This is a genomic window from Pseudomonas sp. CFBP2511 (assembly GCF_030209255.1).
Taxonomy (GTDB): Bacteria; Pseudomonadota; Gammaproteobacteria; order Pseudomonadales; family Pseudomonadaceae; genus Aquipseudomonas; species Aquipseudomonas avellanae.
Map to the genome: position 1 here is coordinate 72,993 of NZ_JARVSI010000011.1, position 15,084 is coordinate 88,076.

Below are 15,084 nucleotides of genomic sequence, written 5' to 3' on the forward strand. Positions count from 1 at the left end.
CTTTTACTGACGTGCTTATCGGTGTCTCCATGAATGTCTACGAAATTGTCTTCAGCGCCGAACTGGTCGCTGGAGCCCAGCCCGAAAAGGTCAGGGCCAATCTTGGCAAGCTGTTCCAGGCTGACGCCGAGCGCCTGGAGCTATTGTTTTCGGGGCGTCGACTGGTTCTGAAAAACAACCTCGACGCCGCCACGGCCGAGAAGTATCGCGCCACGCTGGAGCGGGCCGGCGCTGTGGTTCAGGTACTGGAAATGAACGTGCCGCCGCTCATGGAAGAAGTTGAACTGGCCCCGCCACCTGACGAGCCGACCTGGCTGCGCAAGGCATCTGGCAGTACAGGCCGACTGCAAATCAAGCCACGCGATGCCTATATGGCCGCTTTCAAGGATGTCGACGCGCCGGATTACTCGGTGGCCGAGACGGGCGCCGATATGTCTGAGGCCAAGCCTGAGCCCGTGGCGCCGCCTCTGGACCTCTCCCGATTGAGCCTGGCCCCGGCGGGCAGCGACATGGGGCAAGCCGTCCAGACCGTGTCGAAGGCGCCACCCGACACCTCGCATTTGCGGGTCATCCCGGAATAATGCCACCAGGCATCTGAAATCCTGAACCGGAATTATTTTCAATCAGCCCTGTTACTTTCAACAGTTCGTTCGGCTAACAGGCATTGAGAAATAGTCCATCAGGAGTTGCCCGATGTCCCGCTCGTTAGACACCCTTCTGCGCCCCAGTCTTCTGGCGATGGCGATTGCCCTGTGCACGCCGCTGGTCAGCCCGCTGTTGATGGCTGCGCAACAGACCAGCGTTGTTGCCTACGACCTGCCTGCAGGGGCCTTGCCGACCACATTGAATCAGATCGCCAGCCAGAGTGGCCTCGCACTGAGCCTTGATCCTGCGCTGGTTGCCGGCAAAACGAGCTCGCCGGTGAAGGGCAGTTTCGATGCGCCGGGTGCCCTGCGGGAAGCGTTGCGTGGCAGTGGCTTGCAATTGGTGCAAAGCAGCGTCGGGACCTACACGCTAATGGTCATGGAGCAGAACGCCCTGAACCTGTCGGACGTCAATATCAACGCCAGCAGCGCACCTTTAGAAGGCTCGGAAGCGGCAGGTTATCGCAGCGAAAACTTCAGCAGTGTCGGCGCGCTGGGCGGCATGAAGTTGCAGGACGCGCCGTATTCCATCAGCGTGACACCTCGGGCTCTGCTGAAAAACATTCAAGCCACCTCGCTGGACGATGTCATCAAGCACAACCCGTTCACCCAGATGTACTCGCCGACCAGCGCCGGTTACGCCAGTGCCGTCAATATTCGCGGTTTCAGCAGTTCTGGCAGTCTGAACATCGCCAATGACGGCCTGCGCTTTACCAACGGTGCCGATGGCAGCAACTACATTGAAGAGATGGAGCAACTGGAAGTCATCACCGGCCTGACCGGCTTCCTGTACGGCCCGGCCTCACCGGGCGGGCTGGTCAACTACGTCATCAAACGCCCCACCTATGAGCGCTACAACAGCGTCACCCTGGGCAATGCCGGTGGCGAAAACTACTACCTGCATGGCGATTTCGGCGGGCCGATCGACAGTGAAGGCAAATTCGCCTATCGCCTCAACGTGCTGACCCAGGACGGCGAAACCGCCGTTGATATGAACAAGCGCCGTCGTGAAATGATTTCCCTGGCGCTGGACTGGAACGTCTCCGATGACCTGCTGGTGCAGTTCGACGCCTCGCACAAGAAAACCCAGATTCGCGGTCTGACCAGTTACTGGTATTTCAACGACCAGTCCTTGCGCCCCAGTGCGGCGTCGCTGGACAACGACAAGCTCTACAGCCAGAAATGGTCGTTTTCCGATTACGAGTCAGACAAGGCGGGCGTACGCGCCAAATGGCGTCTGAACGACACCTTCACCTTGCGCGCAGCGTTCGCGGCTCAGCAGTACACGTCGGAAAACACCTACACCGGGCCGACGGTCTCCAGCGCAGGCGTGTACTCGCAGCCGCTGTACGCTTTCGCCCCGATTGAGACCGAAGAAAAGACCGGCTCGCTGTTTCTGGATGCCGCATTCGATACCGGCTTTCTTGGCCACAAAGTCACCTTTGGTTATCAGGGCAATACGTCTCGCCAAAAACAGTACGAGGACCACGTCCCGTACACGCCTGCTCAGCCCGGCCCGCAATACACCTCGCCGGTCGGCACGATCCCGCTGGACCAGACCCCTCAGGTCGGTAAGCCGTCCTACTCGATTGGTCACGGCAACCAGCGCCTGGCCAATAGCACGCAGAGCAACAACTTCCTGATCGGCGACGTCATCACCTTCAACGAGCAATGGTCGGCGATTCTTGGTGTGACCAACACGCAGATCAAGACCTACGCCAATGAGTTCGTTTACGCCAAGGCATTCGGCTCGGCTGAAACCGAGACTAAATACGATGAAAGCAAAACCTCGCCGAATATCTCGCTGGTCTACAAACCGCTGCCGTGGCTGACCACCTACGCGACCTATATAGAAGGCCTGCAAGCCGGAGGCATCGCGCCAAGCGGCACCGCCAACGCCGGTCAGGCTTTTGCGCCTGAAGTCAGCGAGCAGTATGAAATCGGCGCCAAGGCGACGCTGGGTGAAACACTGTTCACTCTCGCGCTGTTCAATATCGAGAAGCCCAACGGCTACACCACGGGCGGGAATATCTACGTGGTGGACGGGCGTCAGGAAAACAACGGGCTGGAGTTCAGCGTGACCGGCAAAGTCATTCCGGAACTGACGCTGGTCGGCGGTTTCACCTTGCTGGACCCGAAGATCAAGAAAACCGGCGTGTCAGAGGATGAAGGTAACGTGCCCACCAATGTCGCCAAGCAACTGGCCAAGGTCTATGCCGAATACGACATCAATCAGATGCCGGGCCTGGCCATGACCGGCGGCGCGTTCTTTACCGGCAAGCAATACACCGACCAAAGCAACGAAAACGACCTGCCGTCCTTCACCACCTTCGACGCCGGCGCGCGTTACCGCATGCGCGTCTCGGAAAATGACCTGACCTTGCGGGTCAACGTCAGCAACCTGGCCAACAAGGAATACTGGCTCAACAGCAGCTACCTGGGCGACCCGCGCACCGTCGCGTTCTCGGCGCAGCTGGAGTTTTGAAGACTGGCTCGTGACCACTGGAGCGTAGGCACGACGACTATCGTGCGACGCTCCGCGTCGCATGCCGTTCTGGACGCTCTGCGTCCGGTCTTGAGTGTGCGGCGCGGCGCAGATCTTTGACGCAGAGCGTCACGCACGGCATTCCCACGGAGCGTGAGGAACGATCATCTCAACTATCTCAAATCACATAAGCCGAGCAGCACTTCTTGAATTTCTGCTCGCTGCCACACGGACAACCATCATTGCGGCCGGCCTTGAGCGGGACGGTGGAATCGATGAAGTACCAGTGGCCCTGATTCTGCACAAACGATGAGCGTTCCTTGTGGCTGTGTTCGCCATTACCATCGTGCCAGCGTGCAGTAAACGTCACGAAGGCGTGCTCGGGTTTGCCGCCCAATACCTCCGCGCTTTCCACTTCAAGCCCCAGCCAGGTGCTTTGCGCGCTCCATTGTGCGATGGCTTCACGGTCCAGCGCGGTTTGCTGCACCGGCAGCGTGGTCTGCACCAGATAATCCGTCAGCCCCAGCACGTACGCGCTGTAACGCGAGCGCATCAGTTTTTCCGCGCACGGCGCAGGCTGGCCGGCGTGATAGTGACCGCAGCAGGCGAGCAACAGGTCGCCACTGCCGCAGGGGCAAATAGCACTACTCATGATTCACCACCAGTATTTTCCAAAGTTCTCCGGGTTGGCCCAATATTTTGCGTTCAGCCAGTCGGGCACCTGCTTGTACTCGCGCAAGTCGTAGGTAAACAGGTTCAGCACCTGATCGTCGCGCGCGAAGCGTTCGCTGGATTGCAGGGCCAGCGAGAAAAAATCGGTCTCCTGCCAGCCGCATGCCTGCAAGTCGGCCAGCACCGCGATGCGGCTGGCGTTGAGGTTGCGGATGCCGCCCAGCAGTTCCAGGCCGGTGCGCTTGGGGATATGCTCCAGGCAATCGACCACCAGCGCCAGGTCGAACCGTTGTGCGGCCAGATGCGCGGGCAGGGTGCCGGGCTCGGCCAACGCCACCTTGGTCTGCGGGTGTGCGTCCTGAAAGGCCTGCAGCGCAGGAAACGCTTGCGCCCCGATCAACAGCAGGCGCTCGGGAGCGTAACGGTCGAGCAGCGCAGCCAGCGCTTGCTGGGGCGTGCGGGTTGAGTAGCCGACAGTCATCAAAAGTCCTCTGGTTGACTGACAAGACTAGCCTGCCGAACCGGCCCTGAACAGCAGTCAGTCACCTGTGATTGCATCACACAGGCGCGGCAACGATCTATGCTTGATCTTTTTTAATACACCGCTGGCATATTCGCTGAACAGCACGTCTACTGTGCGGCGACGAAAAGCGTGCAAAGACGTCGCGTTCGTAACGGATATCACAAGGGGGCAGGCAATGAAGCTGTTTTGGGGGCTGGGAAAGATCTTGATGCTGGGCTTCTGGCTGGTCGTGCTGATCAATGCGGTCATTGAAGCGCCCAGCCCGTTCGGCGTGATGATCGACATGGCGGGCGCCGTACTGTTGTTGACTCACCTGCTGGAACTGTTTCTGTTCAACGGCAGCCTGCGCGGTCGCAGGCATCCGTGGCGCGACCGGGGCAAGATAATCCTGTTCGGCATCTTCCATGTTCAATCCATCAGCCGCTCGGCTGCAAGGCACTCCCATGCGTAAGCTCGTTCTGCTGGCGGCACTGTTCAGCCCATTGGCCCTGGCTCAGACCATTATTGTTGCGCCGCATTCGCTCATGCGCCTGCCGGGTAACAGCAGCGTGCTGCAGGTCGAGCGCCTTGAGGTGTCCGATTACGGCACCTTGCTGATCCCCGCCGGTATTGATGACGTGAAAATCGGCGAACTGGTGCTGGGCCACGAAGCGCGCATCGCTATCGTACCCGGCGTGCAAGCGTTCAATCTGGTCGTGTTGAAAGGTGAATTCGGCACCGGCAGCCAGATCACGGCACGAGGCGCTCCGGGTACGTTCGAGAAACTGGCGCTGCCTGGGCGCAACCTGACCCTGCGTTTGCAGAGCCTGAATGCCGAAGAGTTGTCGATTGACGCGCGCGGCGGTGCGGGCAGCCCTGGGTATGCAGGGCTCGATGGCGGTACTGGCGAAGAGCCGGGGTGCATGTGGGGGCAGGGCGGGCGTGGTTACAACGGTGACAGCGGCGGCAACGGCCGCGACGGGGCAGCAGGTGCGCAGGTTCGTCTGGAGCTGCCACAGAGCTTCCCCGCCGAGCGCATCAAGGTGAATGTCGCTGGTGGCGCGGCAGGCAAGGGTGGCGAAGGAGGCAAGGCCGGCAAAGGCGGCGCGTCCAAAGGCTGCATCGTCTACCGCGCGGATGGTGGGAAGGCAGGCAGAGCAGGTGAGGCCGGTCTGCCCGGTGTGGCGGGGCCTGCGGGCAGTCTGATCCTGCAGCGCTTGTAGCCCTCCAGCGCCTTGTCTTCAAAAGCCCGTCCGGCTCAGGCGCAACGCCTGAGCCGGACGGTCATCGCAGCAGCGCGCTTATTGCGGCACGCCTTTCTCCCAGTTCTTCCAGTCGCCAACAATCGCCTGCACCAGCGGGTTGCCCGTGCGGTACAGGTTTTCCAGTGCCGGTACGAACGCCCCCTGATCGGCGTACTTGAGCAGGTTGTCCACCTCGCTGTAACCCGGATACGGACGATCAAAGTCCGAGCCCGCGCGCACCACGGCCAGACGATTGACATCTACCTTGCCCGCCTTGCTGGCACGCAACAGGGCTTCGTACGTGGAGTTGTCCTCCTGCTGGGTGGTGCAATACACGCCTTTGCCGTCGGTCAGCAGCTTGGTCCAGACTTCCGCCCGCTCACTCAGGCGCGTCCCGGAAAACCACGTATTGCCCGCCAGCGTGTCGCACTGGGTGACTTGCGGTGGCTGATTGGCGGGTGCGTAAGGGTATTTGACGCGCCAGGCAGCCGATTCCTTGCTCTCGCTGAGCACGACCTTCTGCGACAGGGCGAACGCCTTGGCCTGAAGCTTGGGGTTCAGTTCGAAGACTTCGGTCTTGTAGTCCAGCGGCGGCTTCTCGTTCGGACCTTTGGTGTTGATGCCCAGATAACCGGTCGGCCAGTCCTTGGGTACGTCGCGGGAATCGATTTCCCACTGGGTGCCGAACTCCACCAGATAATGCGCCCACGCGGTGGTGCCCAGAGAGCCGTGATGCGGGTTGATACCGGCAATACCGGCAACGATGAAATAAGTCTTGCGCAGGTCGAACTGCGGCGACAACGCCAGCGCCAGCGTCGAAGCCGCCGCATTGGTCTGGCCCATGCCGGTGACCAGCAGGCAGACGTCCTGCTCGTTGCAGCGGATGGCCGGGTAGTCGGCTGCCAGCCCCAGCACCTGAACCTCTTTAGTCAGGTGCAGGCGATCGATCCAGTTCTGCGCTTCGGGGGCGAACATGGCGATCAGCATCACTTTGGGCGTGACCGGCGTGACCTGCGCGGTGGCCGCCCAAATGCCGGGGCTGAGTAGGGCCAGTGTGGCGCAGAGAGCATTGCGAGTAATGTGTTTCATGAAAACTCCTGTCGTCAAAATCAAATTCAGAACTGATAACCCACGCCTGCGTAATAACCCCAACCGTCCGAGCGCGCCCGGAAGTTGCCGTCGCCGAAGTTGAGCTCACTGCCGTCCTGCCAGTTGCCGCCGTTGTGGAAGTAACGGCCTACCAGCGTGAAGCGCAGGTGAGTGAAGGCATAAAGCAGCACGTTGGTGGCAACCGTGGAGTTACCGGTGCGTGCCGGATCGTTCTTGAGGTCCGAGCCGAAGTCGAAGTTGGTGAAGCCGATATAGGTCAGCGATGCGCCATTGTCGAATTTGCTGATCGGTACGATGTATTTGAGCTGGGCACGATAACCGTCCCACGAATACTCGTTGCTGGCGCCGTAGTTTTCCCACTGGTAGCGGCCGTAGAAATTGGCCGACAGATTGACCCGCGAATGGGTGTCGATGTCCGTGCCCAAGCCGCTGTACAGCGTGTTGGCGCGGTTGGCCGAGTTGCTGCCGTGGTCGTAGATCCAGTCGAAGGCGACGTACCATTCCTTGAACGGCCCGACCGCCAGGCTGCGACCGGCCAGATAGTCGATGGAAATGCGCGGCTCGTGCTCCATGAACAGTGGCGAGCCATGGTCCCAGACGCCTTTGTCATTATCGTTGCCGATGCCGAGGATCTTCGGCACATCCACATAGCCGTACAGCTCAAACGGCCCTTTGCGGCCGAAGTACTCGTACTCCAGGTAGATGTCATCGTTGGGCTTGGGGCCGAAACTGATGTCCTTGCTGCCGATCAGCGTCAGGTCCTGATTGAACCAGTCTGAAAAGTACGCGCCTTTGCCTTCCTTGGGCGATGCGGGGGGGCTGAGCGCTTCGCCCTGCGCGGAATCTTCCGCGCTCGCCGGCTGCGCCAATGCTGCGGTGCAGGGCAATGCAGCAACTGCTGCGAGCAGCAATGGAATCATGACGTTGCAGAGGGCTGCGGGCTGGGTGAAAAACTGCTTTGGCATTGAAACTCCTTTTTATGGTCCCGTACTGTCAATCGCGTACTGTGAGCCGCGTATTGCTGGCCACTGACGGCTGATCGCAAACGTTTGCACAGCGCATGCCAAAGAGTTTCAAGGTCTTGAACAGGCTGGATATAGGCCTAGGAAGATGACCGATCGGGCAGGAATCTGCTCACAAGCTGTGCGCGGTATCACCTCCCGTGCCCTGTGATGTTCCGTTTCGCCTCAAAACACCGGACGCGCCGCTGCCAGCGCGACCACGGCCAGGCCGATAATCAGATTGATGCCGACCAGCCGACGGATATGGCCAAGTGCTGCTGCGCCTTCGGCCCATTGCTCGGCGTCCACCGCCCGACGCAGTTCTGGCAACTGCAATGAATGGATACGCAAGAACAGCGCAACCATCACCACGTAAAGGCCCATCATGATTTGCACATAGCGCGGCGCGGTTTCAAAGCCGGTGAAGTTCAGCTGGATCATGCCGATGCCGGTGACAGGCAGCACGATCACGGCCGCCCAGACCCAAATGAAGAAGCGTGGAAACACCTGGACCCACACTTTCAAGCGGGCAGGGCCTTCAAGTGCTGCAATGACTGCTGGACGCAAGACCATCCAGGCGAAAAACATCCCGCCCACCCAGACCAGAGCAGCCAGCACATGCAGCGTATAAACAGTGGAAAAAGCGGTCATCGGACACTCCGTTCTGCGCGGATGGATTTAGCGCGCTATGATAGCGCCCACTCAGAACCACTGAAAATTTATCCAGCCTTTTTAGCCGTGCCCCCGAACCGAAGCCAATGATCAGTACCGAACTCAAAACCCAGATCCAGGGCGCTTACTCGCGTTTCCTCGAAGCCAAGAGCCTCAAGCCGCGCTATGGCCAGCGATTGATGATCGCTGAAGTCGCCAAGGTGCTGGGGGACATTGATACCGATGAAGAGGGGCGTCGTTCGGGCGACCCTGCAGTCGTGGCTGTCGAGGCCGGGACGGGCACCGGCAAGACCGTGGCCTACGCCATCGCCGCAATTCCCACTGCCAAAGCGGCGGGCAAACGGCTGGTGATTGCCACGGCAACCGTCGCGCTGCAGGAGCAGATCGTCTACAAGGACCTGCCGGACCTGATGCGCAACAGCGGTCTGAACTTCACCTTCTCGTTGGCCAAGGGGCGAGGCCGTTACATGTGCCTGTCCAAACTCGACGCATTGCTGCAGGAGAGTGACGCGACCAACGCGACCGCGCAGCTGTTCGAGGAAGAAGGCTTCAAGATCGAGGTCGATGAAGCCAGTCAGAAGCTGTTCACCAGCATGTTGCAGAAGCTGGCGGGCAACAAATGGGACGGTGACCGCGACAGTTGGCCACAGGAACTCGCCGACCAGGACTGGGCGCGGCTGACCACCGATCACAGCCAATGCACCAACCGTCATTGCCCCAACTTCCAGCAGTGCGCTTTCTATAAAGCGCGCGAAGGCATGGGCAAGGTTGACGTGATCGTCACCAACCACGACATGGTACTGGCCGACCTCGCGCTGGGCGGCGGCGCAGTATTGCCAGACCCGCGTGACACGCTGTACGTGTTCGACGAAGGCCATCACTTGCCCGACAAGGCCATCGGCCACTTTGCCCATTACACCCGCTTGAAATCCACCGCCGACTGGCTGGAGCAGACCGCCAAGAACCTCGCCAAGCTGCTGGCCCAGCACCCCTTGCCTGGCGACCTGGGCAAGCTGATCGAGCAAGTGCCGGAGCTGGCCCGCGAGATCAAGGGCCATCAGCAGTTCATGTTCGGCGCCTGCGAGCAACTGGCGGATTTCCGCGCCGGTGAAGACATGCAAGGCCGTGAACGGCCTCGGCATCGCTTTATCGGTGGCGTGATCCCCGAGCACATCCGCGAGATGGGCATCGAATTGAAAAAGGGTTTCGCCCGTCTGGACGATCTGTTCACGCGCCTGACCGAACTGCTTAAAGAAGGCATGGACGGCGAGGTCAACATCGGCATCGCCAGCCATCAGGCTGAAGAGTGGTACCCGTTGTTCGGCAGCCTGTTGGCCCGAGCCCACGGCAACTGGGAGCTGTGGACGGCGTTCACCGCCGAAGACCCGGAAGACAGCCCGCCGATGGCACGCTGGCTGACCCTGGCCGACAGCGGCGCATTGTTCGATATCGAGGTCAACGCCAGCCCGATTCTGGCCGCCGAGATGCTGCGCCGTAACCTGTGGAACATCGCCTATGGTGCGCTCGTGACCTCGGCCACCCTGACCGCACTGGGCAAGTTCGACCGTTACCGCATGCGTGCCGGCCTGCCCAAAGGTGCCGTGACGGCGGTGGTGCCCAGCCCGTTCCACCACGCCGACGCTGGCGTGCTGCGGGTGCCGGACCTCAAGGCCGACCCGCGTGACTCGGTGGCCCATACCGCTGCGATCATTCGTGACCTGCCCGGTCTGGTCGAAGGTTCGCGAGGCACGCTGGTGCTGTATTCGTCGCGCAAGCAGATGCAGGACGTTTTCGATGGCCTGGACCGCGACTGGCGCAAGCAAGTGTTCATTCAGGGCAATCTGTCCAAACAGGAGACGCTGAACAAGCACAAGGCACGGGTCGACAGTGGCGAATCCAGCGTGCTGTTCGGGCTGGCCAGCTTTGCCGAAGGGGTGGACTTGCCCGGTGCATATTGCGAGCACGTGGTAATCGCCAAAATTCCATTCGCGGTGCCGGACGACCCGGTCGAGGCGGCGCTGGCCGAGTGGATCGAGGCGCGTGGCGGCAACCCGTTTATGGAAATCGCCGTGCCTGATGCGTCGTTGCGTCTGGTGCAGGCCTGTGGCCGGTTGCTGCGCACCGAAGAAGACCGCGGCACCATCACGCTGCTGGACCGTCGCGTCGTCACCCAGCGCTACGGCAAGGCGATTCTCAATGCGTTGCCGCCGTTCCGCCGCGAGATTTCCTGAATAACAGCTGTCGGTTGTCTCTGGTCTGTTCCCAAAGCGCTCGATCGCTGGAACAATATGCGCCCATTGGCCTGTGATCAGGCCCAGTACCGTCAGTCAGGAGTCAGCCGTTGCAGATCCAGGGTCATTACGAACTTCAATTCGAAGCGGTGCGTGAAGCCTTTGCGGCGCTTTTTGACGATCCTCAGGAACGTGGCGCTGCCTTGTGCATTCAGGTCGGCGGCCAGACGGTGGTCGATCTCTGGGCGGGCACGGCCGACAAGGACGGGGCCGAGGCGTGGCATACCGATACCATCGCCAACCTGTTCTCCTGCACCAAGACGTTCACCAGTGTGGCGGTCTTGCAACTGGTCGAAGAGGGCAAGCTGAAGCTGGATGAACCCGTCGCCAGGCTCTGGCCCGAATTCGCCGCTGCCGGCAAGGGCTCGATCACCTTGCGTCAATTGCTCTGCCATCAGGCGGGTTTGCCCGCGCTGCGCGAGCCACTGCCTGCAGAAGCGCTTTACCAGTGGGAGACCATGACGGCAGCGCTGGCGGCTGAAGAGCCGTGGTGGACGCCGGGGCAGGGCCACGGTTATGCGGCGATCACCTACGGCTGGCTGGTGGGCGAGATGCTGCGCCGTGCCGACGGGCGCGGGCCAGGCGAGTCCATTGCTGCGCGTATCTCGCGTCCGCTGGGGCTGGATTTTCATGTCGGTCTGGCAGATGACCAGTTTTATCGCGTCGCGCATATCGCGCGCGGCAAGGGCAATGCGGGCGACGCTGCCGCTCAGCGCGTGCTGCAAGCGACGATGCGCGAGCCCGCGTCCATCACCGCCAGGGCGTTCACCAACCCGCCGTCGATCATGACCAGCACCAACAAGCCGGAGTGGCGCCGCATGCAGCAGCCGGCGGCCAACGGTCATGGCAATGCGCGCAGTCTGGCAGGTTTCTATAACGGCTTGCTTGATGGCAGCCTGCTTGAAGCAGACATGCTCAATGAACTGACTCGAGAGCACAGCCTCGGCCAGGACAAGACCCTGCTGACCTCGACCCGCCTTGGGCTGGGTTGCATGCTTGACCAGCCAGCGGAGCCCAACGCGACGTTCGGTCTGGGCCCCAAGGCATTTGGTCATCCGGGGGCAGGCGGTTGCGTGGGCTTTGCCGACCCGGATTACGACGTAGCGTTCGGCTTCGTCACCAACACCCTGGGCCCCTACATTCTGATGGACCCTCGCGCGCAAAAGCTGGTTGGCGTACTGCGTGAGTGTTTGCAGTAAGTATCGGCCATAAGTGCTTGTTTCATACCGACTGTCAGTTAAATGGCTGTAACAGGAACCGTACGACGGTTTCTTTTTCCAACTGCATCTTTATGCATGTTATACCGGCGTAGTTACGTCCTTCTGTCTGATCAAAACCGTTGCGGGTCATCCATGTCGTCCAATAAAAGCCTCGTTCTCGCCCTGTGCATCGCTGTTACCGGCTGTGCTCAAACTCCTCAGTCCGACTCTGCTGCAACCGGAGGCCATTGGTGGCAGTTCGGTTCTGGCAGCGAGTCTTCCGATGCCGGCACCGATGCGAAAGCTCCCGCACCGGCTCCGGCGCCCGCTCCGGTGGCCAAGGCTGCTGCAACACCGGCCGCTGCGGCTGGCGCTGAAAGCAGCGGCCCGTGGTACTGGCCGTTCGGCTCCAATGACAACGCGCAGGCAAAGCCTGATGCCGTTGCCAGCAAGCCGGCAGACAAGCCTGCTGCGCCTGCGATGGTTGCCAAGTCGGAGACCGATACCAAGTGGTGGTGGCCGTTTGGTGCCGAAGGCCAGAAGGACGAGCCTAAAGCGCTGCCGATGCCCGATCCGAAAGTGACCCAGGCCTGGCTGGACGAGTACGAGCCGCGTCTGCGCGCTGCCATCAAGGACAGCCCGTTCCAGCTGGAACGTCGCGAAGACCTGCTGGCGATCACTGCGCCGGTCGACAGCTCCTTCAACCCGGACCGCCCGGCCATGTTGCTGCCCAACACACTGGGCCCGATCACCCGTCTGGCCAAGGTGGTCGAAGGTGATCAGAAGACCGCAGTGCTTATCCTCGGCCACGCTGACACATCGGGCCCTACCGAAGGTAACCAGAAGATCAGCCAGGAGCGTGCGCAATCCGTTGCCGCGATCTTCCGCCTCAGTGGTCTGGAGCGTAATCGCCTGAGTCAGCGTGGCATGGGCGCGGTCATGCCGCGTGCCGCCAACGACAGCCTGGAAGGCCGTGCGCTCAATCGCCGTGTCGAGATTCTCATGACGCCGCAGGACACCATGCGCGCCCTGATGGCCCGTTACGCGCTGCCGCCGGTTGCTCCCGTCATGGTCGCCACCCAGAACGTCAAGCCAGTAGCGCCAGCACCTGCTGCCGCGCCTGCCAAGAAAGCCGCCGTGGCGAAGAAAGACACTGCCAAGAAAGCGCCGGCCAAGGCCAGCACCGCCAAAAAGGCTGCGCCTGCCAAGACCACCGCTGCGGCTAAAAAGCCAGCAGCCACCAAGGCCGCGGCCAAAGCGCCTGCCAAGAAAGATGACAGCCAGGCCAGTAACTGAGGCCTGTGTACCTCAACGACTTTCGTCTCCACGCTTTGCGTTGTGCACGGGTCCTGAATAGCCCGAGAAACAAGGCTTTCAGGCTTCTGCCCGTAGGGCGTGGGAGCGAACTTGTTCGCGAAGAGGGCCTTACATTCACCCATGATTTATCGCCCACAACATAGCCTTCGCGAACAAGTTCGCTCCCACGGCCTTCGGCCAGAATCAAAAACGAATGTGTGATAACGACGAGCGCCGAGCCTCGTAACGAGAGTTAGCTAACGTTCATGATATCTGCGCAGGAATAAAACCATGACTCAAACCCTGGCCGACATGCGCCGTGATTACACGCGCGACGGGTTGACCGAAGCGCAGTCGCCGCAAGAGCCGTTTGCGCTGTTCCACACCTGGTTTGAAGAAGCAGTGAAAACCGAGCAACCACCGGTCGAGGCCAACGCCATGACCCTGGCCACGGTCGATGAGGAAGGACGCCCCCATTGCCGGGTTTTGCTACTCAAGGGGCTTGATGCTCAGGGCTTTACCTTCTTCACCAACTACGAAAGCGCCAAGGGCCGGCAATTGGCCGCACATCCATTCGCGGCCATGACTTTCTTCTGGCCAGCGCTGGAGCGTCAGGTGCGTATTGAAGGCCGGGTCGAAAAGGTCAGCGCTCAGGAGTCCGACGCTTATTACCAGGTACGCCCGTTGGGCAGTCGTCTTGGCGCATGGGCATCGCCGCAAAGCCGGGTGATTGCCGATCGCGACGAACTGGAAGGCTTGATCAGACAGACGGAACAACGCTTCGCAGACACCCAGCCACACTGCCCCGAGCACTGGGGTGGCTACCGTCTTTTGCCAGAGCGAATCGAGTTTTGGCAGGGAAGATCCAGTCGCCTTCACGACCGTTTGAACTATCGTTTGATAAACGCCAAATGGGCACGCGAGCGTCTTGCCCCCTGATTGAATTATTCGTCTGCTCAGCCGTCTGAGCGTTAGACAGGCCGTCGCTGTATGACGCCTGAATGAACTTAAATTGCAGGACCGGGGCCGTGACAGCATCGTTGTCAGGTAGTCTAATGGCCACTGGTTCCTCTGGAGATTCCTTTTATGCGCAAGTCTGCTCTTCTGGTTGCTTCGTTCACTGCGATGGCGTTGATGCTGGGCGGCTGTACCTCAAATCTGACCGGTGATTCCTATTCCCGCGATGAGGCCAGGACTGTACAGACTGTCCGCATGGGCACCATCGAATCCTTGCGTCCGGTCAAGATCGAAGGCACCAAGACGCCAATCGGCGGTGTTGCGGGCGCGGTTGTCGGCGGCGTTGGCGGCAGCGCCATCGGTGGCGGTCGCGGCAGCGTCGTGGCTGCAGTGATCGGCGCGGTGGCCGGTGGTCTGCTGGGTTCAGCGACCGAAGAGGGCCTGACCCGCACGCAAGGTGTTGAAATCACCGTACGTGAAGATGACGGCAGCATGCGTGCTTACGTGCAGCAGGTTCAGGAAAACGAGATTTTCCGGGTCGGCGAGCGCGTACGCATCATGAGCGTCAACGGCACGAGCCGCGTGAGCCACTGATCTGCAACGCTGCACACCAAAACCCCGAGCCGAAAAGCTCGGGGTTTTTTGTCTTCTGCGTCAGATGGATTGTCACGCAAGGTATTCCCGCCGGCTGGACGGCCCACCGAAAGTTGGACAGCTTGACTACCGTGCCAATGCTCTGCGGCACATTTATGCTGCAACACAACGTCATGTATTGCTCATCGTCACTGCACATAAACAAAGGCGCTTTTTTATCACGATGGCACTGACGACGCTGATTGCGACGTAAGTGACGGCTGAGTCCTGACACTGATCCGGGGGTAGCTCGGCAGGACGCCGAGCTAGCCGCACCGTGCCATGGATGGCACGTTGCGGCGACCCCCGGATCAGTGTCAGGACGAAGGAACCCGACGAAGTCGGGCCGGAAACGGAGCCGGGATAATGAGATGGTCA

General features: G+C 60.6%; 14 protein-coding genes. 9 read left to right on the top strand and 5 right to left on the bottom strand.

The window, feature by feature from the left end:
* Positions 1-29: 29 nt before the first annotated feature.
* Together QRN38_RS10700 and QRN38_RS10705 are read left to right on the top strand one after the other, a co-directional pair.
* Positions 30-581, top strand: coding sequence for a hypothetical protein (locus tag QRN38_RS10700; RefSeq protein WP_005764901.1), 552 nt, complete (start codon positions 30-32; stop codon positions 579-581).
* Between the two features lie 112 nt (positions 582-693).
* A complete protein-coding gene (locus QRN38_RS10705) occupies positions 694-3,129 on the top strand; it encodes a TonB-dependent receptor (RefSeq protein WP_057418170.1) in 2,436 nt (811 codons plus the stop codon).
* Between the two features lie 178 nt (positions 3,130-3,307).
* Here the strand turns inward: QRN38_RS10705 and QRN38_RS10710 are convergent, their stop codons facing one another.
* Together QRN38_RS10710 and QRN38_RS10715 are read right to left on the bottom strand one after the other, a co-directional pair.
* The gene (locus QRN38_RS10710; RefSeq protein WP_057418169.1) at positions 3,308-3,781 is read right to left on the bottom strand and encodes a YchJ family protein; all 474 of its coding nucleotides are present in this window, start codon (positions 3,779-3,781) and stop codon (positions 3,308-3,310) included.
* Between the two features lie 3 nt (positions 3,782-3,784).
* A complete protein-coding gene (locus tag QRN38_RS10715) occupies positions 3,785-4,282 on the bottom strand; it encodes a DUF6231 family protein (protein ID WP_122219487.1) in 498 nt (165 codons plus the stop codon).
* Positions 4,283-4,499: 217 nt separating this feature from the next.
* Between QRN38_RS10715 and QRN38_RS10720 the strand changes: the two genes are divergently transcribed.
* Complete coding sequence (locus tag QRN38_RS10720) at positions 4,500-4,775, top strand: DUF1145 domain-containing protein (RefSeq protein ID WP_007247002.1); 276 nt, start codon at positions 4,500-4,502, stop codon at positions 4,773-4,775.
* On the top strand, positions 4,768-5,526 hold the full coding sequence (locus QRN38_RS10725; RefSeq protein ID WP_003381499.1) for a hypothetical protein: 759 nt from the start codon (positions 4,768-4,770) through the stop codon (positions 5,524-5,526). The genes QRN38_RS10720 and QRN38_RS10725 overlap by 8 nt, the downstream gene beginning before the upstream one ends.
* A 78-nt stretch (positions 5,527-5,604) precedes the next feature.
* On the opposite strand, the gene QRN38_RS10730 is transcribed toward QRN38_RS10725, so the two are convergent.
* The 3 genes from QRN38_RS10730 to QRN38_RS10740 all read right to left on the bottom strand — a co-directional run bounded on the left by QRN38_RS10730 (position 5,605) and on the right by QRN38_RS10740 (position 8,309).
* Positions 5,605-6,636, bottom strand: a complete 1,032-nt coding sequence (locus tag QRN38_RS10730) for a purine-nucleoside phosphorylase (protein WP_057418168.1) — start codon at positions 6,634-6,636, stop codon at positions 5,605-5,607.
* Positions 6,637-6,662: 26 nt separating this feature from the next.
* A complete protein-coding gene (locus QRN38_RS10735) occupies positions 6,663-7,622 on the bottom strand; it encodes a nucleoside-specific channel-forming protein Tsx (RefSeq protein WP_005764915.1) in 960 nt (319 codons plus the stop codon).
* Between the two features lie 222 nt (positions 7,623-7,844).
* The gene (locus QRN38_RS10740; RefSeq protein WP_005619982.1) at positions 7,845-8,309 is read right to left on the bottom strand and encodes a DUF2269 family protein; all 465 of its coding nucleotides are present in this window, start codon (positions 8,307-8,309) and stop codon (positions 7,845-7,847) included.
* A gap of 107 nt (positions 8,310-8,416) precedes the next feature.
* Between QRN38_RS10740 and dinG the strand changes: the two genes are divergently transcribed.
* The 5 genes from dinG (at position 8,417) to QRN38_RS10765 (ending at position 14,667) form a co-directional block, all read left to right on the top strand.
* Positions 8,417-10,561 (top strand): ATP-dependent DNA helicase DinG, encoded by a 2,145-nt coding sequence (dinG, locus tag QRN38_RS10745; RefSeq protein WP_005764917.1) that lies wholly within the window; start codon positions 8,417-8,419, stop codon positions 10,559-10,561.
* Between the two features lie 110 nt (positions 10,562-10,671).
* On the top strand, positions 10,672-11,820 hold the full coding sequence (locus QRN38_RS10750) for a serine hydrolase domain-containing protein (protein ID WP_005764919.1): 1,149 nt from the start codon (positions 10,672-10,674) through the stop codon (positions 11,818-11,820).
* Positions 11,821-11,973: 153 nt separating this feature from the next.
* Positions 11,974-13,116, top strand: coding sequence for an OmpA family protein (locus tag QRN38_RS10755; RefSeq protein WP_024666308.1), 1,143 nt, complete (start codon positions 11,974-11,976; stop codon positions 13,114-13,116).
* Between the two features lie 291 nt (positions 13,117-13,407).
* The gene (pdxH, locus tag QRN38_RS10760; protein ID WP_005764922.1) at positions 13,408-14,055 is read left to right on the top strand and encodes a pyridoxamine 5'-phosphate oxidase; all 648 of its coding nucleotides are present in this window, start codon (positions 13,408-13,410) and stop codon (positions 14,053-14,055) included.
* A 147-nt stretch (positions 14,056-14,202) separates the two neighbouring features.
* The gene (locus QRN38_RS10765; protein WP_003381490.1) at positions 14,203-14,667 is read left to right on the top strand and encodes an outer membrane lipoprotein; all 465 of its coding nucleotides are present in this window, start codon (positions 14,203-14,205) and stop codon (positions 14,665-14,667) included.
* Positions 14,668-15,084 lie beyond the last annotated feature (417 nt).